General features: G+C 34.2%; 21 protein-coding genes. 15 read left to right on the top strand and 6 right to left on the bottom strand.

What is annotated here, in order from left to right; translation table 11 throughout:
- Positions 1–333: 333 nt before the first annotated feature.
- From Q3907_RS05515 to Q3907_RS05505, 3 genes are all read right to left on the bottom strand, one after another.
- On the bottom strand, positions 334–1,257 hold the full coding sequence (locus Q3907_RS05515; RefSeq protein ID WP_301897599.1) for an FAD-dependent oxidoreductase: 924 nt from the start codon (positions 1,255–1,257) through the stop codon (positions 334–336).
- Positions 1,258–1,486: 229 nt separating this feature from the next.
- Positions 1,487–2,047 carry a hypothetical protein gene (locus Q3907_RS05510; protein WP_301897598.1) on the bottom strand — a complete coding sequence of 187 codons (561 nt, stop codon included), beginning with the start codon at positions 2,045–2,047 and terminating at the stop codon, positions 1,487–1,489.
- Positions 2,048–2,109: 62 nt separating this feature from the next.
- On the bottom strand, positions 2,110–4,608 hold the full coding sequence (locus Q3907_RS05505; protein ID WP_301897597.1) for a translation factor GTPase family protein: 2,499 nt from the start codon (positions 4,606–4,608) through the stop codon (positions 2,110–2,112).
- Positions 4,609–4,671: 63 nt separating this feature from the next.
- On the opposite strand from Q3907_RS05505, the gene Q3907_RS05500 reads away from it, so the two are divergent.
- From Q3907_RS05500 to Q3907_RS05455, 10 genes are all read left to right on the top strand, one after another.
- Entirely contained in the window at positions 4,672–5,289 is a 618-nt protein-coding gene (locus Q3907_RS05500) for a flavodoxin family protein (protein WP_301897596.1), read from the top strand.
- Positions 5,290–5,304: 15 nt separating this feature from the next.
- Positions 5,305–5,895: a hypothetical protein gene (locus Q3907_RS05495; RefSeq protein ID WP_301897595.1), complete on the top strand. Its 591-nt coding sequence runs from the start codon at positions 5,305–5,307 to the stop codon at positions 5,893–5,895.
- A gap of 86 nt (positions 5,896–5,981) precedes the next feature.
- Positions 5,982–6,599, top strand: coding sequence for a hypothetical protein (locus tag Q3907_RS05490; protein ID WP_301897594.1), 618 nt, complete (start codon positions 5,982–5,984; stop codon positions 6,597–6,599).
- A gap of 123 nt (positions 6,600–6,722) precedes the next feature.
- On the top strand, positions 6,723–7,256 hold the full coding sequence (locus tag Q3907_RS05485; RefSeq protein ID WP_301897593.1) for a helix-turn-helix domain-containing protein: 534 nt from the start codon (positions 6,723–6,725) through the stop codon (positions 7,254–7,256).
- A 20-nt stretch (positions 7,257–7,276) separates the two neighbouring features.
- Positions 7,277–8,860, top strand: coding sequence for an ABC transporter ATP-binding protein (locus Q3907_RS05480; protein WP_003865298.1), 1,584 nt, complete (start codon positions 7,277–7,279; stop codon positions 8,858–8,860).
- A 3-nt stretch (positions 8,861–8,863) separates the two neighbouring features.
- Positions 8,864–9,691, top strand: a complete 828-nt coding sequence (locus tag Q3907_RS05475; protein ID WP_295644036.1) for an ABC transporter permease — start codon at positions 8,864–8,866, stop codon at positions 9,689–9,691.
- A 2-nt stretch (positions 9,692–9,693) separates the two neighbouring features.
- Positions 9,694–11,580: an extracellular solute-binding protein gene (locus tag Q3907_RS05470; RefSeq protein WP_301897592.1), complete on the top strand. Its 1,887-nt coding sequence runs from the start codon at positions 9,694–9,696 to the stop codon at positions 11,578–11,580.
- A 50-nt stretch (positions 11,581–11,630) separates the two neighbouring features.
- The gene (gene eutH / locus Q3907_RS05465; RefSeq protein WP_301897591.1) at positions 11,631–12,656 is read left to right on the top strand and encodes an ethanolamine utilization protein EutH; all 1,026 of its coding nucleotides are present in this window, start codon (positions 11,631–11,633) and stop codon (positions 12,654–12,656) included.
- A gap of 2 nt (positions 12,657–12,658) precedes the next feature.
- Positions 12,659–13,675 carry an alpha-hydroxy-acid oxidizing protein gene (locus Q3907_RS05460; protein WP_301897590.1) on the top strand — a complete coding sequence of 339 codons (1,017 nt, stop codon included), beginning with the start codon at positions 12,659–12,661 and terminating at the stop codon, positions 13,673–13,675.
- A gap of 169 nt (positions 13,676–13,844) precedes the next feature.
- A complete protein-coding gene (locus tag Q3907_RS05455) occupies positions 13,845–15,137 on the top strand; it encodes an ATP-binding protein (RefSeq protein ID WP_301897589.1) in 1,293 nt (430 codons plus the stop codon).
- A 17-nt stretch (positions 15,138–15,154) separates the two neighbouring features.
- Here Q3907_RS05455 and Q3907_RS05450 read toward each other — a convergent pair whose 3' ends face one another.
- The 3 genes from Q3907_RS05450 to Q3907_RS05440 all read right to left on the bottom strand — a co-directional run bounded on the left by Q3907_RS05450 (position 15,155) and on the right by Q3907_RS05440 (position 17,759).
- A complete protein-coding gene (locus tag Q3907_RS05450; RefSeq protein WP_295644051.1) occupies positions 15,155–15,508 on the bottom strand; it encodes a hypothetical protein in 354 nt (117 codons plus the stop codon).
- A gap of 253 nt (positions 15,509–15,761) precedes the next feature.
- The gene (locus tag Q3907_RS05445; protein WP_295560405.1) at positions 15,762–16,409 is read right to left on the bottom strand and encodes a TrkA family potassium uptake protein; all 648 of its coding nucleotides are present in this window, start codon (positions 16,407–16,409) and stop codon (positions 15,762–15,764) included.
- A 12-nt stretch (positions 16,410–16,421) separates the two neighbouring features.
- The gene (locus Q3907_RS05440; protein ID WP_301897588.1) at positions 16,422–17,759 is read right to left on the bottom strand and encodes a TrkH family potassium uptake protein; all 1,338 of its coding nucleotides are present in this window, start codon (positions 17,757–17,759) and stop codon (positions 16,422–16,424) included.
- A gap of 145 nt (positions 17,760–17,904) precedes the next feature.
- On the opposite strand from Q3907_RS05440, the gene Q3907_RS05435 reads away from it, so the two are divergent.
- From Q3907_RS05435 to Q3907_RS05415, 5 genes are all read left to right on the top strand, one after another.
- Positions 17,905–19,758, top strand: a complete 1,854-nt coding sequence (locus tag Q3907_RS05435; RefSeq protein ID WP_301897587.1) for a DUF4118 domain-containing protein — start codon at positions 17,905–17,907, stop codon at positions 19,756–19,758.
- Entirely contained in the window at positions 19,751–20,464 is a 714-nt protein-coding gene (locus Q3907_RS05430) for a response regulator (RefSeq protein ID WP_295644060.1), read from the top strand. Before Q3907_RS05435 ends, Q3907_RS05430 begins: the two co-directional genes overlap by 8 nt.
- Before the next feature lie 462 nt (positions 20,465–20,926).
- Positions 20,927–21,220: a metal-sensing transcriptional repressor gene (locus Q3907_RS05425; RefSeq protein ID WP_003865285.1), complete on the top strand. Its 294-nt coding sequence runs from the start codon at positions 20,927–20,929 to the stop codon at positions 21,218–21,220.
- 9 nt (positions 21,221–21,229) lie between these two features.
- Positions 21,230–23,938, top strand: coding sequence for a heavy metal translocating P-type ATPase (locus Q3907_RS05420; protein WP_301897586.1), 2,709 nt, complete (start codon positions 21,230–21,232; stop codon positions 23,936–23,938).
- Between the two features lie 79 nt (positions 23,939–24,017).
- On the top strand, positions 24,018–24,173 hold the full coding sequence (locus Q3907_RS05415; protein WP_003865283.1) for a hypothetical protein: 156 nt from the start codon (positions 24,018–24,020) through the stop codon (positions 24,171–24,173).
- Positions 24,174–25,396 lie beyond the last annotated feature (1,223 nt).

The raw sequence follows: 25,396 nt of genomic DNA, 5'->3' as shown, positions 1-25,396 counted from the left end.
TACAAACTTTGCTAGAGTTGGCGTAGGTAGTTTTTATTTTGTTTATTCATTTTCGTTTGATTAATTCAACCAAAAGCTGAATCACAAAGCCAATTAGAGTTGTGTAAATGCCTAATACAGATACAATTAGGACTAACAATTCGTAATTGTTCATGACTACCACCTCCTAATGATGCCAGAGGTTCTTATACGCACTCTGGGATTGTCATTAAAATGCAATGATAAATCCATTCCCAGAAGTATACATATGCTTGCTGCTTGTATGTTCCAATTACTATTTTAAGTGGTCAATGTGAAAAAAACATTAAAACACAAAAAAAGGAACGATTTTTATTATTTCGTTCCTTCGTTGTATTTTGCCTCGATTTCTTTGGCAATCTTTTTACCTTCCATTACAGCACTACCAATTGTTTTTGGTCCTGTAAAGGCATCTCCAATAATATATACATTCTCTAATGAAGATGCGTGTGTATCGGTTACTTTTAAATCGTTATTTAATGGTGTGAAATCTACTTTTTGACCAATAGCCATCGCAACTAAATCACAATCCATTGTGAATAATGAATCTTTTACTTCATGACAGCTTGCTCTTCCTGATTCATCCATCTCCCCAAGTTCCATTTTCGCAACTTGAACACCACAAACATTTCCATTTTCATCTTTTAAAATGTCTTTGATGTTGTTTAAGAAAGCAATCTTAACCCCTTCTTTTTCACATGCTTTGATTTCTGCCGGGCTTGCAGGCATTTCCTGTAAAGATCTACGATACACGATTGTTACATCATCAATAATACGAACTAAAGATCTTGCACAATCCATTGCGACATTTCCTCCACCCCAAACAATAGCCTTTTTATATTTTTTAAAGTCTGCTTGTTTGTGGTTGATGTTTAAATCATAAAGTAGCGTTAATCCAGCAACGACACCATTGCCTGTTTCAAAACCAAAAGTATTTTCAATTTGAGCACCAATGGCTACAACCACATAATCATAGTCTGCTTGTAGTTCTTTAAACATAGCTTGATCTACAAAAGTATTAAAATGGAATTTAACACCAGCTTCAACGAGTCCATTGTAGGCTTTTTCTAAGAATGTTTTTGGCATACGATATTCAGGAATACCAGTATAAATGGCTCCACCTATTTCAGCTTCCTTATCGAAAATGTCGATTTGATACTCATTTTCTGCTTTAACAAGCTCTTGAGCTAATGTATAGCCAGCAGGACCGGCTCCAATAATGGCAATCTTTCTTGTCATAATTAAATTCCTCCATCTTTTTCGCTATTCTGACTACTCCTCACCGCAAGCAGTGAGGGTTCTGAACTGACAACATTATGCAGCAATCGTACATTATTTTCAAACTTTGGATTCCTGTCTTTCTGTTGGAGCAGTGAACTCTACAATCAAGCACTACATTTAGCACATTATCGATTGTTTTCTGTATCTCTACATGGAAGCATAGTCAATCTCCCTATTTAACATTTATTTAATTTACTCTTATTCCACTGTTCATGACTTTGATCTGATTCATTTGGATATATTCAATCGTTTCATTTTGATTTTTATACTGTTTCTCAAATTCATGAATACACTTGTTCTTATCGATTTTGTTTGTATTTAGATCAATGCAGTACAAAAGAAAGGACGAATATAGATCTCTTTGTACCATTGTTCCATCTTGCAGTTTATACATTCTTTGTGACAACGATTTCTTAATGTATTCATCACTCGTATGATCATATTGACTTGCTTTATAATCATTTGGCACTTCAACATAGATTCTAAACTTTCTTTTAGCCTGACTCTGAAAATAGCCTGGACATCTATTTTTTATAGATCTTCCAAATCTTTTCTTACGCTTTCCAGTTTTAGCTTTCTTCTGCAGTTTCTTGGCATTCTTTGGCCCTGTCACAAAGATAGTCCCTAAGTTTCTTAATTCATTTACATCTTCATGGATGGCTAAATGTCGATTGATCGCATTGATTCTGCATAGTTCTGTATGTTTCGTTCTCAACTTCTTATAGCGATTTGAGTATGTCCACTTCACAAAAAGTGGCTTTCATCTCCACAGCAAGCTATGGAGTTTTCGCCACTTAATTATAACATAAACTACTTCTTTAGGTATGAAAGTGCACGTTTATTTATGTTTTTTACGGAAATCTCAAGTTCGCGAGCCGAGATTCTTTTGGCGCCATTCGCAAGAATCGCATTTTGAATCAAACCATCACTTGTCGCAACGGATAACTCATATTTTTTCTTTAAATCATGTACAGCTTTTTCAATATAACTATCGGCTGTTTGATTGTATTTTGTATAAATAATATCTAGATTTCCTTGATTGAAATGGGAACCTGTATTATTTTTAACGCGATAACCATCAAATACTAAAATCACTTTGATTCGTTTATAGCCTTGGTAATTTGAGATTCGATTGATCAATTCGTCACGAGCGGATTCAATATTGACTTTGGCAATATCTTTTAGATCTTGCCAGTCATAAATCATATTGTATCCATCAATCATTAAGCATTCTGGCTTTTTATCTTCAATATGAATCTGATTTAAATTTAAATCTACTTTTGCCTTTTTCTTGATTGGCTTTTCAGCTTTCTTGTTGTTTCCACCAAGCGAATTAAATACTTTCTTTAACTCCTCTTCATGAACCGTATGCTTCACATAAGAAGTATAAGAAGAACTATTGGCTTCTTTGATTTGGATATGCATATGCTCTTTAACTTCATCCCAAGGAACAAAATATCCAGCTCCATGTTCACAGAAAATAGATCCAGTTGGATTGTTTAAATCGGCTTCACTGTCATAATTTGATTCTTCAACGATTTTTTCTTGATCAAAACACTCGTGATAGTCTTCTAATTCACAAATAAATTGCCCTTTACCTTTTGTGTATGCTATGACGTCTTTTTGATAATCCATTAATTCTCGTACGGGCCCTTTTCCTTTGATATGAACAAGATTGTTCATGTCCTCTTCGATTTTAAAAGTACAATGCTTGTTTTCTAAATCAAATAAGGCTTTTGAAACATATTGATTTTCAACCATCAATTCAAAACTATAATACGGTTCTAATAATATGGACTCTGCTTCTTTTAGACCTTGTCTTATAGCACGATACGTAGCTTGCCTAAAGTCTCCACCTTCTGTATGTTTTAAATGGGCTTTACCTGCCACTAAAGTGATTTTTATATCCGTAATAGGTGATCCGGTTAAAACACCTTTGTGTTGTTTTTCTTTTAAATGTGTCAAAATTAGGTTTTGCCAGTTTAAAGCCAAATCATCATTGGAACAATTGGATTCAAATACAAGACCTTTCCCTCTAGGTAATGGTTCAAGTTTTAAATGGACTTCGGCATAGTGTCTTAAAGGCTCAAAGTGACCTACGCCAATGACAGTATCTTGGATAGTTTCTTTAAATAAAACTTTACCTGTTGTGAATCCAACTTTGACTTTGGATCTTCTTTCAATTTCTTTTTGGAGAATTTCCATTTGAATCGATCCCATCAAACGCAAAAAAATTTGTTTTGTCTGCTCATCATATTCAATTTGTAGTTGTGGATCTTCTTGAGCTAGTACGCTACAATAGCGCATCATAGTAAGCGCATCTACACCTTCTGGAAGTAATAATTGATAATTCATATAGGCATTTAAAAGTGGTTTTGTCGTATCGGATTCAAAGCCTAAACCTTGACCAACTTCATAGTTATTTAATCCTTTTAAAGCACAAATCATGCCTGGATAGGCCGTTTGAATCATATCAAACTGTTTTCCATTGTATAAACGAATCTGGTCTACTTTTTCATCTGCACCCACTTTATCTTTAGCATTTAATATACCACCTGTAATCTTTACATGGGTTAAGCGATTGCCTTGTTCGTCACTTGAAATCTTATATACGCGTGCACCAAATTCTTCTGGATATTCTTTAATAAAAGATAAATCGATGATCGCATCCATTAATTCTTCAATGCCTTGAATTTTTAAGGCAGAACCAAAAAATACGGGGAAGCATTCTCTTTTAAATATGGCTTGTTGAAGAAGTGAAGAATCAATTTTTTCTGTTTCAAGATAATGGTTCATGATATCTTCATTCAACATAGATAGTTCATCTTCAGTATCTTCAGATTTAAAATCAATGCAGTTAGAAGAGAAATGTATTTTTAAATCTTTCATTAATTCATCTTTTGTCTTATAGCTAATATCCATTTTATTGATGAAAATCAATGTAGGAATGTTGTAGTGTTTTAAACATTTCCAAATCGTTGAAGTATGAGATTGAATGCCATCTTGACCATTGATCAATAGAATGGCTAAATCCAATACTTGAAGACTTCTTTCCATTTCACTTGAGAAATCAACATGGCCTGGTGTATCAATTAAATAGATTTCACTATCTTTCCAATGAAAATGTGCTTCTTTTGAATAAATTGTGATGCCTCTTTCTCGTTCTTGATTATCATAATCCAGATAAGCATCCTGATGGTCGACACGACCTAATTTTCGAATTGTCTTTGATGTATAAAGCATACTTTCGATGCACGTAGTTTTTCCGGCATCAACATGCGCTAATATTCCAGTTACTATATGTTTCATAAATAATATTCTATCATGTTGACGCAAATGATAAAATAGAGATAGGTTTTTTCGGAGGAAAATATGAAAGTCTTAATGTTGAATGGAAGTCCACATGAAAGTGGAGTAAATGATTTGGCTTTACGTGAAATGGAAGCTATATTTCAAGAAAATGGAATTGAAACTGAGATTGTACAAGTAGGAAACTTGGCAATTCGTGGGTGTACGGCATGTGGAGCATGTACGAAATTAGGTAAATGTGTATATGATGATATTGTCAATGAATTAGCACCTAAATTCAAAGAGGCTGATGGATTAGTGGTTTCGAGTCCTGTATATTATGCAAGTGCTAATGCAACTTTGATTGCGGTGCTTGATCGTTTGTTCTATAGTGCAAGATTTGATAAGACAATGAAGGTAGGAGCAAGTGTAGTGTCTTGTCGAAGAGGTGGAGCGAGTGCTACTTTTGATGAATTGAATAAATATTTTACAATTAGTGGTATGCCAGTTGTTTCGAGTCAATATTGGAATTCGATTCATGGAAATAATGCGCTTGAGGCCAATCAAGATGAAGAGGGTAAACAAACAATGCGTGCTTTAGCTCGTAATATGATTTTCTTAATGAGAAGTATTGCCTTAGGTAAAGAGACGTATGGTTTACCTGAAAAAGAAGTAAGAAAGGGTACGAATTTCATTCGTTAGAAAAGAGGGTTTTATATGGTGAATTTAAGACATCCAGATAATATATTTTATGATCGTGAAGGAGATTTATTCGTAATTACAACGGATTTAGATGGTCGTCAGGAAGTTGTTTGTAAGACAAATTTAGAATGTATAAGTGATGTTTTGGCAAGATTATTGGATATTAATTTTAAAAAGGTCCTTGATAGTGATAATCGTTTGTATATGTTAGGCGATTTAGAACAATTTGCGTGTGTATATGCATTGAAATTAATGACATACAAAATGGTAAAAGGACTTTATTTAGAGTTTCCAACTTTAGCTCAATATCAAGGTACAGCTTTAATTAGTGCAAATACAGTGATTGATAATCGTAATGAAGGTTATAACAATAAATATCATTTAATGTTAGTCAATGTCATCTATACTTCTTTGATTCATGCGACTGTTAAGTATGCAGGTTCAAGTATGGAAGCTGAGCATATGAAAGATGTATTTGAAACGGTTTTACCGGATGATAAAGGCTTGATTGAAACGTTGAACGATTTCTATGATGGAGCAATCAACGAGGCAGATTTAACGGATATTATTAAGAATATTCAAAGTGACGATACGACGAAAGCTTAAAAAATATTTTCATCGACTGATTTTGAAATTTTGGTCGAGTACAAATAACTCAAACATCTCTATGTTTAACGTGGAGGTGTTTTTTTATGAAACAAATTGTGAAATATATTGAAGATAATCATATTTCAGAAGAAGAAGTTGCTCAAGCAGCACATATGTCCTTGCGTAATTTTAGAAGACAAATCCATTCAAAAGATCGTATGCAGGCGCGTATTGTCTTGCTTCTAGCGGATAAAAAAAACCAGTCGATTGATTCTATTTTCTTTGACAAAATGTATAATCAACCAATCAATTTAGAGGGTTTAACAATCAATCAAATTCAAGATATTATAAAATTGGTTCATCCTGAACTGTTTACGGATATAAAGAGAAGTAAAAAAATTAAAGATTTTGATTATAATTTACAAACGGATATGGGAGATCGTATGCGATTTGTACGAGAAGTGATTTTTTCTTTATCACAAACCAAATTTGGTGAGTATATGGATGTGACAAGAAATACATCGAAATATTGGGATGAGGGACAGATCAATGTGGACAAAATATTAAAAATATCCATTCAAACAAATGTGAGCATGGATTTTATAATACGTGATAATTATCCTCTTACACTACAGACGCAAGGCATGAGTGAAGCTTTATATTTAGCAGTTATGACTAGTTGTGTGTTGTATCGTTTGCGTAATGCAGAAAGTGTTAAATAATATTAACTTAGGAGCAAGAAAATTGCTCTTTTTTTCTTGCATAATTGATGGATTCCTATATAATAGATTTGTTCTTTTAATGAAACAAAAAGTTTAGTATAAAAAACAAATAGGGGTGATTGAATGAAAATAGGAAAAAAACTAAAAGAGCTTCGAACCCAGAATGGGTTGACTTTGGAAGAACTTGCGAATCGTAGTGAATTAACGAAAGGCTTTTTATCTCAATTAGAGCGTGATTTAACAAGTCCAAATATTTCTGCATTAGAAAATATATTGGAAGCTCTAGGAACGAATTTAGCGGATTTCTTTCAATCGAGTAAAGAAGAACAGATTGTTTTTCATACCCAGGATTTTTTTGTGAATGAGCAAGATGATTATATTACAGAATATATTATTCCTAATGCACAAAAGAATCAGATGGAACCTATTTTATTGACTTTAAAGCCTGGTGCAAAATCTCAGGAAGTAAAGGCACATGAGGGTGAAGAATTTGGCTATATTTTAAAGGGCAGTATTGTTTTAGTTGTTGGTAATAAAAGACTAAAAGTTAAGTCAAAAGAAACCTTCTATATTACAGGTAAGGAAGGACATTATTTAGAAAACGTATCGAGTGTAGATGCCAAAGTATTATGGGTATCTACACCGCCTGTATTTTAATTGACAAGGAGAGAACATAGATGGAACAAGAAAAGAATAAATTAATTCAATTTCGTCATATTGTAAAAGAATTTGATGGACAAGTTGTATTAAAGGGTATTGATTTAGATATATATGAAAATGAGTTTGTCACATTATTAGGGCCTAGTGGATGTGGAAAAACAACGTTGTTACGTATTTTAGGTGGTTTTTTAGAACCAAGTGAAGGACAGGTTATTTTAAATGGGGAAGATATCTGTGAAGTGCCTGCTTATAAGCGCGAGTTGAATACAGTTTTCCAAAAATATGCATTATTCCCTCATATGAATGTGTATGACAATATTGCGTTTGGATTGAAAATCAAGAAGATGAGTAAGGACGTAATTGATCAAAAGGTCATGAAAATGTTGAAGTTGATTGGTCTTGAAGGTTTCGAAAATAAAGATGTTACTTTATTATCTGGTGGTCAGCAGCAACGTGTTGCGATTGCACGTGCCTTAGTTAATGAGCCAAGTGTATTACTGTTGGATGAGCCTTTAAGTGCATTAGACTTAAAGCTTCGTAAAGAAATGCAGTATGAACTAAAAAAGATTCAACAAGAAGTAGGAATCACATTTATTTTTGTTACGCATGATCAAGAAGAAGCACTAACAATGTCGGATAAGATTGTTATTATGAAAGATGGCGAGATTCAACAGGTTGGTAGTCCAGAAGATATTTATAATGAGCCTGTCAATCAATATGTTGCCAAGTTTATTGGTGAAAGTAATATTATTCCGGCTCGTATGATTTGCGATAAAAAAGTACGTTTTGATGATATTACATTTGACTGTGTGGATGTAGGATATAAAGAAAATGAACCAGTGGATGTTGTGATTCGTCCAGAAGATATTGATATTGTGGATGTAAAAGATGGCAAGATGACTGGTGAAGTTGAAAGTGTACTATTTAAGGGTGTTCACTATGAAATTATGGTGGAAACAGTTCCTGGTACACACGTTACTGTAAATATGCATGTTAATAAGAACTATGCGATCACTAGTGAGGATGGAAAAGAAAAGATTTCTGCCAATGACTTCTATTTAGACTTAGAAGATATGAAGGATATTGATGATAAGGAAATCATTGCGCGTGCTGATGCACAGGCTTGGAATCCTGAAACCGATGAATTTATTTCGATTCATGATATTGATACAGATTTAAAACAGGAAGTAGGAGAATATACTGTTACTTTCTCAACAAATAATAAAACTTCGATTACCCGTAAGATTTGGGTTGTAGATCAAAGAGTTGTTGAAAATAAGAAGGCTAATGAAGCTGTATCTGCATTTAACTTCTTTAAAACAGTCGATGAAATCAAGGAATCTATGGCTATTGATACAGATTTGAAGACTTGGGCGAATGCACAAGGTTGGAAGTTGGATGATGAAAATGAGACAGTGGATCTAGATGTTGATTATGATTTTGATCCTGAAACAATTACGGAAGGTGTTTATAAGGTTACTTTCTGGACAACGGGACGTGAATTTAAGATTCATACAACAGATTATGTAGAGGAAGGAAAAGAAGTCGGACTTACTTTCTTTGCAGAAGATATTCATGTTATGGAGAAAATGGGATTCTAGGCAATGAAAAAATTTCAACAATTAGCAATTCCTTATATTGTTTGGGCTTGTATTATGTTGTTGCTTCCGATGTTGCTGATTGCGTTTTATTCAGTCATTCAGCAAGGCAACAGTATTGTACATTTTAAACTTACATTTGATAACTATATTCGTTTCTTTACAGACAAAGATTTCTTATTGATTTTATGGAGATCATTATGGATTGCGGTTAAGACAACGATTATTTGTTTGTTGATTGGCTATCCAATTGCGTATTTTATTTCAAAGAATAGTCCTAAAGTTCAACAAATCTTAGTTCTTGCGATTACACTTCCTACATGGATCAATATGCTTGTAAGAACATACGCATGGATTGGAATTTTATCAAGTGATGGTATTATTAGCAGTTTTTTGAGTTTGTTTGGGATTCACACTGAACTTTTATATACAGAAGCTGCCGTGTTGATTGGTATGGTATATAACTTCTTGCCATTTATGATTCTACAGATCAATACAGCTTTAACGAAGATGGATAAATCTTTATTAGAAGCTGCACAAGATTTGGGCGCCAACAAATTCCAAACATTCTGGAAAGTTATTTTCCCACTTTCTTTACCTGGTGTTGTTTCAGGTATTACACTAGTATTCTTACCTGCTGTAAGTTCATTCTTCATTCCTAAATTATTGGGTGGAGGACAATTCTTCTTAATTGGTAACGTGATTGAAAATCAATTCATTACAGTTGGAGAATGGAATTTTGGTTCAGCAATTTCAATGATTATGGCTGTAATTATGATGCTTTTAATGATGCTTGTAAGAAAATTGGAAGAGCGTAATAAGGAGGAAAAATAGACATGTCGAAAGATAAGAGAGTATTAGGTAAAGTAGGCATGGCTTTATTATTGGTGTTCTTTTATGCACCAATATTATTCATGGTTATTTTTTCCTTCAATAGTTCAAAATCATTAACACATTTTACAGGATTTTCATTGCGTTGGTATGAGGCTATGCTTAAAAACCACGGTATGATGGAATCTTTGTATGTCACAATTGTGATTGCCTTATTGGCAACCGTTATTTCTACAATTATTGGTACGATTACTGCGATTGGTTTATCAAAATCAAAAAAAGTATTGCGTGCTTTTGTGAGTCAAGTTAATGACTTTCCAATCATGAACCCTGAAATTGTTACAGCCATTGGATTGATGCTTTTATTTATCACATTCCAGATTGAAAAGGGATTTGTGACATTGTTACTTGCGCATATTGCTTTCTGTATTCCATATGTGATTTTGAGTATTATGCCAAAGATCAAATCACTAGATCCAAACTTGGCAGATGCTGCAATGGATCTTGGGGCTACACCTTGGCAGGCTTTAGTAAAAGTTATTGTACCTCAAATTATGCCAGGGATTGTTTCAGGTGCTTTGATTGCGTTCACAATGTCTTTTGATGATTTCGTTATTTCATATTTTGTAACGGGTCAAGGCGTGAAAAACTTGAGTATTATGGTGTATACAATGTCTAAGCGTATCAACCCAAGTGTAAATGCGATTAGTACATTAGTTGTCTTGTTGATCACAATCACATTAACAATTGTGAATATCTTACCTATCATTCGTAAAAAGACAAGTCCTTCAAAACAAAATAAACCTTGGAAATGGGCTGTTGCAGGTGTTGTAGTCGTTGGTTTAGTGGCTTCTTTATTTGGCTTAAATAAATCAGCAAGTTCTTTACCATATGCAGGACAGACTTTACATGTATATAACTGGGGTGAATATACTGGAGAAAATATTATTTCTGGTTTTGAAGAATTAACAGGGGCTAAAGTCGTTATGGATAACTTTGATTCAAATGAACAAATGTATATCAAGGTTGCCAATGGCGATGCGTATGATGTATTAGTTCCTAGTGATTATATGATTCAAAGAATGATGCAGGAAGATATGCTTCAAAAATTAGAACCTGAAACACGTAAAGAGTGCTTAAGTGAATTGTCAGATGCAATCAAGGGACTTCCTTATGATCCAAAGAATGAATATTCAATTCCTTACTTCTGGGGTACTGTTGGTATTGTGTATGATAAGACAAAAGTATCTGAAGAGGATTTGGAAAATGAGGGTTGGAATATTTTCTTAGATCAGAAATATAAAGGAGATATCTATCTATATGATTCTGAAAGAGATTCATTTATGATGGCATTAAAAGCACTTGGATATTCAATGAATACGACAAGTGAGGATGAATTGAACGAGGCATTCAACTGGTTGGTACAATGTGTTCAGACAATGGATCCAGAAATTGTAACAGATGAAATTATTGATAATATGGCACAGGCAAGAAAGGCTCTTGGACTTATTTATTCTGGAGATGCGGCTTATGTCATGTCAGAAAATGAAAATATGGGATTCTATATGCCAACAAGTGGAACAAACTTATGGTCAGATGCGATGGTTATTCCAAAGAATGCGAAGAATCCTAAGCTTGCGAATGAGTTTATTCGTTATATCACTAGCTATGATGCAGCTATGGATAATTCAAGTTATGTTGGATATACTTCACCAAATAAAGAAGTTATGGAAGAACTTGGTGGCAAAGGCGGAGATTATGATGGTATCAACGCATATACACCTCGTGCTGGTTACGATAAAGATGAAGTATTCCAATATGATGAAACTACACGAAAGATCATTGCGGATTTGTGGTCTAGAGTTAAGGTTGCGGCAAGTAACGCACATTAGTCGAAGAAATTTTCTTCGACTTTTTTTCATTCTTATAATAGAATGAATGCATGAATCCGATTATTTTTATTTTATTATGCTTTGCCGCTTTAGGCTTATTTGACAAGATGTTTAAGAATCGACTTGGATTAGCCACTTCTTTTGATCGAGGCATTATCACAATGGGCGATTTTATGATGAGTGTTGGAGGTTTTTATTGTATAGCGATTGCGTTTTTAAATGGTCATGCCACTCTTTTCAAAAATAAAGAAATGATTATTTCAAGTTTGTTGGCGCCAGATCTTGGTGGATATTCCATTATAGAGTCGATGACACATTCTGAAAGTGTGCTTATCTTTTGTGGTGTATTATTAACGTCCACTTTAGGATGCTTAATTAGTTTTCAATTGCCACTCTTTTTAAATGAATTGGATACAGATGATTTGAGTCACTATTTAAAAGGCGTTGTTTATGGTATTTTAGGATTATTACCTATTCTTATTGTGAGTGGTTTTTTATTAAAAATTGATCACTTTATTCTTACATTTTTACCGGTTATTTTTATTTGTGCTATTTTGATAGGTTTATTCTTTATATCATTTAAAACACTCATTGTGGTTTTAACTTTGTTTTCGAAGCTTGTACAAATCGTAGGCTATATTTTCTTTTTCCTAGTTTGTCTTACTTTCTTTTTCAATATGAACTTCACAAATGCGACATTGATTAATGAAGCTTTACGCATTGTATTTCAAATGAGTATCATTGTGTGTGGTTCTTTGGTGTTTTGTGAGATTATATTAAGAAAGTTTTCAACTCAGATTGAAAGAGTAGGTCAAATTCTAAATATTGATAAATATTCAGTGATGGGAATTATTTTATCTTTTGGAACAAGCATTGCGATGTTACCATTATTTAGTAAAATGAATAGGAAGGGTAAAATTTTAAATGCAGCCTTTTCACTAAGTGGAGCCTTTGTGTTTGGTGGACAACTCGGTTTTATTGCCTCAGTCAATCCTGCAAGTGTGACTTGGTTTGTGGTTGTGAAGCTATTAGCCGGAATATTAGGTTTAGTTATTGCGAATGTATTGGAGGAATGATTATGAATTATAAGGAATTGATGGAAAAAAGTCGTGAAGTGATGGGGACAAAGTTATGTAAGTCTTGTCCAATTTGTGATGGAAAGGCATGTCGAAATACTGTGCCTGGGCCTGGTGCCAAAGGTATTGGGGATGTTGCGATGCGTAACTATGATGCGTGGAAAAATATTCGTGTCAACATGGATACAATTACAGATAATGAATCTGTAAGTACAGAATTAGAATTGTTTGGTCATACATTTAAGTATCCAATTTTTGCAGGGCCTGTTGGAGCTGTAGGAATGCACTATTCAGATGCATATGATGACAACAGCTATAATGATATTTTAGTCAGAGGTTGTATCGGTGCAGGTATTTGTGCTTTTACAGGAGATGGAAAAGATCCTAATATTATGATTAATGCGACGCGTATTATTAAAGAAAATAATGGATTTGCGATTCCTACTGTTAAGCCTTGGAGTTTAGAAACATATTTAGAAAAACTAGATTTAGCTTTAAACAGTAATGCCTTTGCGGTAGCTATGGATGTGGATGCAGCTGGACTTCCTTTCTTAAAAGGTTGTCAGCCTCCTGCAGGAAGAATGAATACAGAACAGTTAAAGAAAATTATCTCGAATACACCTGTACCATTTATTGTGAAGGGTGTTATGACTGTCAAGGGTGCTTTAAAGGCAAAAGAAGCAGGAGCTAGTGCCATTGTGGTTTCAAATCATGGTGGTCGAGTTCAAGATCAGACGCCTGCAACAGCTGAAGTACTTGAAGAAATTGTTAAGGTTGTTGATGGAAGTATGAAAATCTTTGTCGATGGAGGACTTCGTAATGGTGTCGATATCTTTAAGGCTTTGGCAATGGGAGCAGATGCTGTCATTGTAGCTCGCCCATTTGTGAATGCGATCTATGGAGCAAAAGAAGAAGGTATTCAAGTCTTAGTGGATAAACTTGGTAGTGAACTTCAAGATACTATGGAGATGTGTGGAGCTAAAAGCTTAAAAGACATCACTCGTGATATGGTAAGATAGGTAGCTTAAATGCTGTCTTTTTCTAATGCTTCAGAAAAAATGTGTAAAAAAGGTGTCTAAAATTACAGAAAAATGTGTTAAATCAATTATAAAAAGTCAGGAAAAATGTGCTAAATAGGTATAGAAAATCATGGAAAAATGTGTTAACTTAAATTCAAGAGGTGGTTTCATGAAGCGAAATGCTATTTTAAAGCTAGTTCAATGGAAAAATAGTCCTGAGAGAAAACCTATGGTATTAAGAGGTGCAAGACAGGTTGGTAAGACTTGGTTGATGAAAGAATTTGGTCAGAATTATTATGATAATTATGTTTATTTTAACTTTGATGAGGAGGATGAACTAAAATCTATTTTTGAAACTAATAAAAATCCAAATCGTATTATTGAACTTCTTTCTATGATCAGTGATGAAAAAATTGAACCTGAAAAAACTTTGATTATATTTGATGAAATTCAGGAGTGTCCTGAAGCATTAAATACGCTTAAATATTTTAAAGAAAAAGCGAATGAATATCATGTGATAACGGCAGGTAGTCTTTTAGGCACATTATTGGCTAAGCCAAAATCATATCCTGTAGGTATGGTTAATCTTTTAGATGTTTATCCGTTGACGTTTGATGAGTTTTTAAATGCGATAGATTCTGGGCTATATGCATATTATGAAAGTATTCAAAAAGAACAAGTTATTGAACAAATTTTCCATCAACGTTTATTAGATGCTTATAATTATTATCTTATTATTGGTGGTATGCCTGAATGTGTATCTTCATGGATCAAGTATAAAGATCCTGCCATGGTATCCAAGATACAAAGAGAATTGATTGAGGTTTATGAAAATGACTTTTCTAAGCATAATGGAAAAGTGAATAGTGGACGTATTTTGATGGTATTCAGAAGTATTGTTTCTCAACTTGCGAAACCCAACGAGAAGTTTATGTATGGTGCTGTTCGTGAAGGGGCTAGAGCTAGAGATTTTGAAGAAGCAATCGAATGGCTTGTGTCAGCTGGTATGTTGAATCGTGTATATAATGTGTCTAAGATGGAACATCCATTATCTGCTTTTGATAAATTGGATCAGTTTAAACTGTTTGTGTTTGATACAGGACTTCTTAAACAAATGGCGGGCGTGGATAATAGTGCGATATTATTGAGAACAGATTATCAATTTAAAGGACCGTTGACAGAGAACTATGTTTTACAACAACTTCAAGGACAATTTGAAGTTGAACCTCGATATTATTCGGATAAAAATGGTGAGATTGATTTTGTGGTTCAAAATAAAATGGAAATTATTCCGATTGAAGTAAAGGGGGGTGAGGATAGATCTGCCAATTCTTTTAAGACATATGTCGCAAATAATGCACCTCAACATGCATATCGTTTTTCTAAACGTGGGTATCGTAAGGATGGTGGTTTTATAAATCTTCCGTTATACTTGGTTCGAAAAACAAAGGATCTATTATAATTTAAAAGGTATCAGTTTTAATTTCTGATACCTTTTCTTAATGAAATGATTGCGAGTGCTGTATTGATTAAGCACCAAGAAGACCATATATATAGGTCTGAATAGTTTCCTGCAAGTACAAAGCCTGTGAGTGTAGCTAAACCAAACAAAATAATAAGTGCAATGTTTGTGCCTTTAGAGTTGTTCTTCCTAGATACAATCGATACAATTCCTCCACAAAGCATGCATATACTAACAACAAGTCCTGCACTGCCACTGGATTGTCCACTTTCTTCTAGTGCGTTGGCAAGGCCTGCCATCATACTTTGGAATACGACAAATACACTTAATACAATGGAAATGATTCCACTGACTAATTTCCATGTTTTCATAATGATAAAATCCCCTTTCTTAAGTATATATATAACTTAGAAATGGGGATAATTGGTATGCTCGTGGCATACATTAATGGTGTGTAATATTTAAAATGTGATTTAAAAGTTTTGGGACTAAGAAAGAAATGTAGATTACGGATCCTATTGATAAAATTCCTAACATAAATAATCGCCTCTTTCTTACACCTTTATTGTAAAATTTTAAATGTTTAAACGGTGTTAAAGAAAGAGGCGTCATGTTAAGATTTCATTAAAACCGAAGGAATTTTTGTACGTCTGAATTTTGCGCAAGAATAAGAATGTTTTCGGATTCCTGGAAAGTATGTTCAGCACTAGGAAGTGGGTCTAGAATTCCATTGATTTTTGTAGCTAGAATGTTGATATGGTATTTTCTACGAATATCGAGTTCTAACATGGTTTTTCCAATCCAAGCGGTTGGCACGGCAATTTCATAAATGGAATATTCTGGAGTCAGTTGTACGTAGTCAAAGATGTTTTCGCTTGAAAAACGTACGGCGGCCCAATTACCAATTTGTTTTTCAGGATATACAACTTCATCGGCTCCATTGCGCAATAAGAATTTAGCGTGTACATCGCGTACGGCTCTTGCGACAACAAGTTTAGCACCATGATCTTTTAATAGGGCTGTTGTTTCGAGTGAGCTTTGGAAGTCATCTCCAATGGCGACAACGCAAAGATCAAAGTTCGATACACCTAATGAGTCAATAAAGCTTTCGTCGGTAGAATCTCCAATTTGTGCGTTTGTGACATAAGAAAGTACTTTGTTGATTTTTTCTTCATTTTTATCAATAGCTAAAACGTCATGTCCTAAATCATATAGTTTTTGTGCCATGTGACGTCCAAAACGTCCCATACCAATAATTAATACTGATTTCATATGTTCCTCCTGTTATCCAATTGTGATATTTTCTTGTGGTAAATTTGCGTTTGCGATAACTTGATGTTTAGAAATGGCTAAAAGTAAGGTTAATCCTCCAACTCTTCCAAAGAACATCAAGAAAATTAAAATACAATGTGATGCACTTGATAGTGTGGGTGTGATTCCTAATGTAAGTCCAACGGTTCCAATGGCAGAGGCCGCTTCAAATAGGGCGTCTAGAATTGGTAGTTGATCGAAGGCTGAAATAAGGAGTGCTCCTGTAAAGAATAATACCATAAATAACATAAATAAGGCTGTGGCATTGTTTAATGTGTCCATGGAAATTCTTCTTCCAAAACATTGTGGGTTTTGTTTATGATTGAATACAGCACGAATACTTAGAATCAATACAGCAAGTGTTGTCGTTTTAAAACCTCCGGCTGTACCTTGTGGGCTTCCTCCAATCAACATGAGTAGTGTCATAAAGAGTATGCTGCTTTGATTCATTTTGTTTAAATCAATCGTATTAAAGCCGGCTGTTCTTGGAGATACGGCTTGGAAAATCGACACATTGATTTGATTAGCTAAACTCATATTCCAATGGCTAAAGTCATTGATGTAGAAGTAGAGTGTACTAATAATTAATAAAGTGGCTGTCGTAAATAGCACAACTTTAGATTGTAAGGAATATTTGTGCAAATGACGTTTGTATTGAACAACATCTTTCCAGACAAAGAAGCCTAAACCACCAAGTACGATAAGTGCTGCGATGACGTTGGATACGAGTATGTCGCTTGAATAACTTGTTAATGATGAATAGGCTTGTTGGGCTCCCATTAAGTCAAATCCAGCATTACAGAAAGCTGAAATAGAATGGAATATGGAATACCATATGCCTTTGACTAGGCCAAAGCGAGGTAGAAAGCGAATGCCTAATAAAATGGCTCCCAATGCTTCGACACATAAGGTAGCTTTAAGAATCCATTTTGTGTTTCGAATAATACCGCCTAGTTTTGGTGCGGAAATAGATTGTTGCATAAAGTATCTTTGTTTAAAACCTATTTTTTTGCCACCCAAAACAAATAGGATTATGGCCATCGTAATTACGCCCATACCTCCAATTTGAATAAGTGTTAAGATGACTAGTTGTCCAAATGGAGACCAATATTGAGATGTGTCATGCATAATCAGTCCGGTTACACATGAGGCACTGGTTGAAGTGAATAATGCATCTAAAAAGGGTGTGCCCCTTCCATCGTTTGTGGAAAATGGAAGCATAAGCAAACAGGCACCAATAAATATCATAGTCGCAAAACTGAGGATGATCATTTGTCCTGGGGTAATGCGATTCATACGTTTCTTAAACATAAAACCACCTATCCTAATATCTCAACACATTCTACACTAGTCTGCATTAAGATTTTATAAAAATATTCTAACACTATATTAAGACAATGTTAAGATACTTGGTTCTTTGTGGGCTTGTTTTGTGGGCTTGTGTTATACTTGTCGTATGGCTAGTGTATTAATATGTTTATCGACTTCAAAATATAATTCAAGAGTGATTGAAAAAGGAGCTCAAATTGCGAAGAATAATCGTGCGACGTTAAGTGCTATTTATGTGCAGACACCAAAAGACGAAAGTATGAGTGTGGCATCAAAGAGTTGTTTGCGTGAAAATATTAAGTTTGCGGAGAGTAAAGGAGCTAAAGTAACGATTCTTTATGGGCACAATAAGATTCAACAGATTGTTGAATATGTGAATGTTTCACAGGTAAGTTGCGTGGTTTTAGAAAAGAGTCTTGCCAAACAGGCTTTATTTAAATTGCATGATATTGATATATATTCCGTGAATTATCCACAGGATTATCGTCGCTTGTTTTATTTTGACTTTAATTCTTTTAATTTTTCATTGAAAGATATGTTAAAGATGATTTTGATTCTTGTTCTTTGTACGCTTATTGGCAAGGGTTTTATGCACTTTCAATTCTTGATTACGACACCCATAATGATTTATATATTGGGAATCGTATTTGTATCTATATGGACAAGTGGCTATATCTATAGTTTGTTGGCATCTTTGATTTCTGTATTAAGTTTTAACTTTTTCTTTACATATCCCTACTTTTCTTTATTGAGTGATCCTAGTTATATTACGACATATATTGTTATGTTTGTGGTGGCTATGTCTTCAAGTTCTTTAATGACACGCTTAAAGAAGCAGTCTTTCGAGAATGCCAAACAAGTGTATCGTACACAAGTTTTATTGGAGATGAGCCAGATGCTTCAAAAGGCGAATGATGTGAATGCGATTTATGCGTCTATGTTAAAACAGCTACATAAATTATTGGATACAGATTTAATATTGTATCCACATAATGATGAGCCTATTTTACTAGGTCAATGTCCAATTGAGACGGGTATTGTAGCTTGGGTATATGAAAATAGACATGAAGCCGGTAAAACGACAAGCTATCATTCGGATTCGATGTGTTTATATTTGCCTATTAATGGAACACACGAAGTGTTAGGTGTTGTTGGAATTGTGTTAAAAGATAAGATGGATTCTTTTGAAAAGAATTTATGGCTTGCGATATTGGACGAGTGTGGTATGGCTTTAGAGAAGGAAAGGATTCGACTAGAAAATCTAAAGATAGAGCAACAAGCTAAACAAGAAGCGTTACGAGCAGATTTATTAAGAATGATTTCGCATGATTTAAGAACACCATTAACATCTATTTCTGGTAATGCAGGGTTATTGTTGGAAAATGAGAATGCGTTTTCTTTAGAAAAGAAGAAGGAATTGTATCAGGATATTTATAATGATGCGATGTGGTTGTATGATTTGGTGGAAAACTTGTTGTTTATAACGAGAATTGAAAATGGTACGATGCAGTTGAACCTACAACCAGAAATGATTGAGGATATTTTTAGAGAGGCTGTTCATCATTTGGGACGTAATAAGCGTAATCATAATATTTCTATGCATTTAGAGGATGATTTATTGATGGCCAACATGGATGCGCGTTTGATTATTCAAGTATTAGTGAATTTAATGAATAATGCGATTAAATATACGCCCGAAAATTCAAACATTATTTTAAGCGCAAAACGGGTTGAGAATAAGATATTAATTGAAGTTCAAGATGATGGAAATGGTGTTTTGCATCCAGATCAATTGTTTGAAATGTTCTACACGGAAAATAATCATAGTGGAGATACAAGACGAGGAATGGGTCTAGGTTTATCTTTGTGCAAGTCGATTGTTTTAGCGCATGGTGGTAAGATTTGGGTAGAGAATGTAAATCCTCATGGTGCTTGTTTTAAATTTTTATTGGAGGCAGTGGAGGTGAATCTTTATGAATAAAGTACAAATATTAGTTATTGAAGATGATGTTGCGGTAGGAAATTTGATTACGACAACTTTAGAAATGGAAAACTATCAGTTTCGCCTGGCAAAAACAGCTAAGCAAGGTATTATGAATGTTCTTTCTTATAATCCTGATATTATGCTTCTAGACTTAGGTTTACCGGATATGGATGGTTTGGAAGTTATAAAGAAGGTTCGTTCTTGGTCAAATATTCCAATTATTGTGGTTTCCGCAAGAAGTGAAGATCAAGATAAAGTAAAAGCTTTAGATTTAGGTGCTGATGATTATTTGACAAAACCATTTTCAGTGGATGAGTTGTTGGCTAGACTTCGTGTAACAATTCGAAGATTAAATAATAGTCAGACAACAAGTGTAAATGAGAGTATCTATGAAAATGGAGATTTGACCATCAATTATGCACAGGGTTGTGTATATGAGAATGGTCGTGAGATTCATTTAACGCCGATTGAATATAAATTATTGTGTGTTCTAGCTAAAAATACCGATAAGGTATTAACACATAATTATATTATGGGTGAAGTATGGGGTAGTGTTCAAGGTACAGAAACGCCAAGTCTAAGAGTGTTTATGGCAACTTTACGTAAAAAGATTGAGCCGGATACTTCAAATCCTAAATATATTCAGACGCATGTGGGGGTTGGATATCGTATGTTGAATCAGACAGAAAAAAAGGAAGACTAGTGTCTTCGCATATTGAAATAGAGTGAAATAATAATTGTGATAACGCCAAATGTGATGAGTGCCATAATGGTTTTATTGATGCATAGAAGGATCAATACGCTAAATAGGCTGACAATCGCAAATAGGAAGAGTTCAATTTTTAATAGAATAGGATACATCAACAATGAATCGCGAAAACTAATTTTTTCGTATTGTGGTTCATTGTTTTTTAATAGTCTTTTTTCGTATATAAATAGAATTTGACTAAAGAGCACGACAAAAACGAGGTATATGAGATTAAAAAAGATTTCTTTTGAGAAGAGTGCACCGCACGTTAAAAACATGACAAGAATGGTTCCAATTCTTGGCAGATACACGTAATAATTATATTTCATATTGTTTTTTCCTTTCTTTTATTATGCCATAATCAGATTACTTGAAATATACCTGTAGGGGGTATATCATTGTATCGGGGTGAAATATATGGGAGATTGTTGTCATAAAAAGCATCAGCCTAGAGATGAGAAAGAAATCAAACAATTGACGAATCGTCTTCATCGTATGGTAGGACAATTAAATGGAATTGAAAATATGTTAAAGGAGAATCGTTATTGCGGCGATATCTTGGTGCAGGTAGCGGCAGTAGAGAGTGCTTTGCAGGCGTTTGGATATATTGTTTTGCAGGAACACTTGAATACGTGTGTCGTTGAGGACGTTCAAAATGGAAATACAGAAATTATGAGTGAGGTTATGGATTTAGTAAAGAAGTTAAAGTAGGTGGTTTTAATGGAAGAAAAATTTGATGTGACAGGCATGACTTGTGCAGCTTGTCAGGCTAATGTAACTCGTGTTGTGAGTAAATTAAATGGTGTGAGTCATTGTGATGTTTCTTTATTATCGAATTCAATGAAGGTTGAATTTGATCAAGATAAGGTGAATGAACAAGTGATTTGTGAAGCTGTAAAACAAATTGGCTATGGAGCTAGTGTGCATGGCCAAAAGACAGAGGTTCGTAAAGAATGGCAGGATCGGCAAAATCGAGTGGAATCAGATCAAAGAAGTGCTAAACAAAGATTGATTTTGAGTTTAGTTTTATTGATTCCTTTACTTGTGATTGCGATGGGTCCTATGGTTGGTCTTCCTATTTTAGAGGGTATGGAATGGATGATGGTTTCAGCTCTAACACAGTTGATTCTTTGTCTATTTATTTTGTTTATTCAAAGACATTTCTTTATTACAGGATTTAAGGCTTTAATTAAAAAATCTGCAAATATGGATTCTTTAGTTGCGATAGGTTCGGGTGCAAGCTTTGTGTATGGCTTAGTCGGTATATATCAAATGGCTTATTATTTTGGTGTACAGAATATAGAAATGGCGCATATGGCTATGCACTCTTTGTATTTTGAGTCGGCTGCAACAATTGTGACTTTGGTCAGCGTCGGAAAGTATTTAGAGTCTAGATCCAAGGCAAAAACGAGTGATGCCTTAGATAAGTTGGTGGACTTAGCACCAAAAAATGCGACGATTTTAAGGGATGGTAAAGAAGTCGTTGTTTCAAGTGAGAGTATTCGAATTCATGATATAGTTGTGATTCGTCCAGGACAAAGAATTCCTGTGGATGGTAAAGTTGTTTCTGGTACAGGTTATGTGGATCAGTCGGCGATTACGGGTGAAAGTCTTCCGGTAGAAAAGAATGTAGGGGATTCTGTTATTTCAGCTACCATGAATGAGAATGGCACTTTTCAGTTTGAGGCTGAAAAAGTAGGTGAAGATACAACTTTGGCTAAGATTATTCAGTTAGTTGATGATGCAGGTAATTCAAAGGCACCTATTGCTCGTTTGGCAGATCAAGTAAGTGGTGTATTTGTTCCAGTTGTGATTTTAATCGCATTGATTACATTTGTCGTATGGTTAATAAGTGATCAAACCATTCAATTTGCGCTTTCCAATGCGATTAGTGTATTGGTTATTTCTTGTCCTTGTGCATTGGGCTTAGCTACGCCAGTTGCGATCATGGTAGGTACAGGTAAAGCTGCAGAGAATGGTATCTTAATTAAGTCGGCTGCCACATTAGAACAGCTACATTCGATTGATACGATTGTATTGGATAAGACGGGTACAATTACTTCAGGAAAGCCAAGTGTGCAAGGCATTAAGGTTTATACAAATCTAAGCGAAAATGATTTTATTTCAATGGCGGCAAGCTTAGAGAGTGGTTCTTTACATCCTTTAGGACAGGCTATTGTGGAATATGCGAAAGATAAAAATATGAATCTAGAACAACCAGAAAACTTCACAAATATTGCGGGTCGTGGTATTCAGGCTAAGCTAAATGGGCATGTGTATTTGGCAGGAAATAAAAGGTTATTAGAAGAGAAACATATTCGAATAAATCAAAATGTTTTATCAGACTTAGATGCTTATGCAAGTTTAGGTCAAACACCATTGATTTTTGTGGAAGATCAAAATGTGATTGGCTTAATTAGTGTGGCGGATACAGTGCGTAGCACAAGTCAGGTTGCATTAGAGCAGTTTAAACAAAAAAATATGCATGTGGTTATGTTGACTGGAGATAATCAAAAGACGGCTGAAGCAATAGGTAAATCTTTAAGTGTGGATGAAGTCATCAGTGATTTGTTACCACAAGATAAAGAGAGTGTGATTCGTAAGCTTCAAGAACAAGGTAAGAAGGTTATGATGGTGGGTGATGGAATTAATGATGCACCTGCTTTAATGCGTGCTGATATTGGAGTTGCGATTGGTGCTGGAACCGATATTGCCATGGATAGTGCAGATGTGATTTTGATGAAGAGTTCATTATTAGATGTAGTGACTGCAATTGATTTATCAAGTAATGTTATTAAAAATATTAAGATGAATCTATTCTGGGCTTTCTTCTACAATATTCTAGGAATTCCAGTTGCGGCAGGTTTATTGTATCCAGCATTTGGACTTCGATTATCACCAATGATTGGTTCGGCATGTATGTCTTTGAGTAGTGTTTGTGTTGTCACAAACGCTTTACGACTTCGTTATTTTAAACCTAGAATTGAAATGGAAGAAGTCAAAATATTCACAATGCATATTGATGGTATGTCTTGTGGACATTGTGCATGGTTGGTTGAGGATGCTTTGAAGAAAGTTCCCAATGTAAAAGAAGTTCGTGTGGATTATAATTTGGGTAAGGCCGATATTGATTATGTGCAACAAGTAAATATGGTGGCTTTAAAACAAGCAGTTAAAGATGCGGGTTATATTCCCGTTGAATATAAGGAGGAAAAGAAAATGAAAAAAATAGTAACAGTTGATGGCATGATGTGCATGCATTGTGTGGCACATGTAAAGGATGCATTAAGTAAAGTGGAAGGTGTAAGTGATGTAGTGGTTAGTTTAGATGAAAAAACAGCTACATTAAATTGTACAGAGAATGTCACAGATCAGATGTTGAGTGATGCCGTGACAAATGCAGGATATACAGTCATTTCTGTGAAATAAAGAATCATAAAAATTAAAAAAGTCAAGACTTGTAAGCGGATTCAGAATATTCTATGATAGACGTCGAGGGAGACGCAAAATGGAATGTTTTATTGATGGGAAATCCACTTGCGAAAGAACTTTCTGGAATCGTTTGAATGTTTTGGCAAACTTTCAACAAAAAGAAATGATAATGGATGGTTTGAAAGTTCGTGTTGCAGAAAGTGTATATTGGATTCAACCAAAGAAAGGATAGTTCGTTTGAATTATTCTTTTTTTTGACAGTTAAATTAAGTGAAAGCCTTGATGTATGTTTTATATAAAGTGAAAATAGATGTTTTTAAAACTAATTAAATGTTGTATGGAATTTTAATCGATTTGAAATTTATTTGACAGTTGAATCACATGAAAATCTCAATATTGCCTTTAAATAAAGTAATAATAGATGCTTTTGACATTGATAAAATGTTGTATGGGATTTTTAGCTTTTCTTGTGGAAATACATTCGGTTTCTTTGTATAATACATATAGAGAACGACTACTGGAAAAGCAGTGGTTACTCTGAAATAAAATTAATGCTGAAGCACTAATCTTTTTCCATTGTCACTGGTGATTAGTGCTTTTTGCATTTTTCTATAATAATCAATGTTACTTTTAGTATTTCTACTATGGCAAATAACACAAAAGCAACATCAATATGTAGATATATATATATAAGCTTTCCTCCTGTAAAAAAAATAGAAAGATCTACTTACCTGGAACTCAAGATTCAAGGCTTCAAATCTCCTTAACAAGAGGTAACCACCAACCACATCCAGTAGCCAATTTCAATTATAAAACTTCAATGTGAAAACATTATTAATTCCTATAAATTTGTTGATTGTTTGACAGTTGGGCAAAAGAAAAACGAGCATTTATTCTTTATGTAAAGATGAAATGCTCGCTTTTTTGCGCTTTAAAATGTTGTATGGGATTTTTAGCTTTTTCTGTGGAAATACATTTGGTTTATCTGTATAATACCTATAGAGAACGACTACTGGAAAAGCAGTGGTTACTCTGAAATAAAATTAATGCTGAAGCACTAATCTTTTTCCATTGTCACTGGTGATTAGTGCTTTTTGCATTTTTCTATAATAATCAATGTTACTTTTAGTATTTCTACTATGGCAAATAACACAAAAGCAACATCAATATGTAGATATATATATATAAGCTTTCCTCCTGTAAAAAAAATAGAAAGATCTACTTACCTGGAACTCAAGATTCAAGGCTTCAAATCTCCTTAACAAGAGGTAACCACCAACCACATCCAGTAGCCAATTTCAATTATAAAACTTCAATGTGAAAACATTATTAATTCCTATAAATTTGTTGATTATTTGACAGTTGGATAAAATGAAAACGAGCATTTATTCTGAATATACAAAACTAGATAGGGATAAATCAACCTTTAAAAGTCATAGGGATTTTAGCTCTGAG

The sequence above is a fragment of the uncultured Holdemanella sp. genome (assembly GCF_958348295.1).
GTDB lineage: Bacteria > Bacillota_I > Bacilli_A > Erysipelotrichales > Erysipelotrichaceae > Holdemanella.
This window is presented reverse-complemented; position numbering and strand designations above follow the sequence as displayed.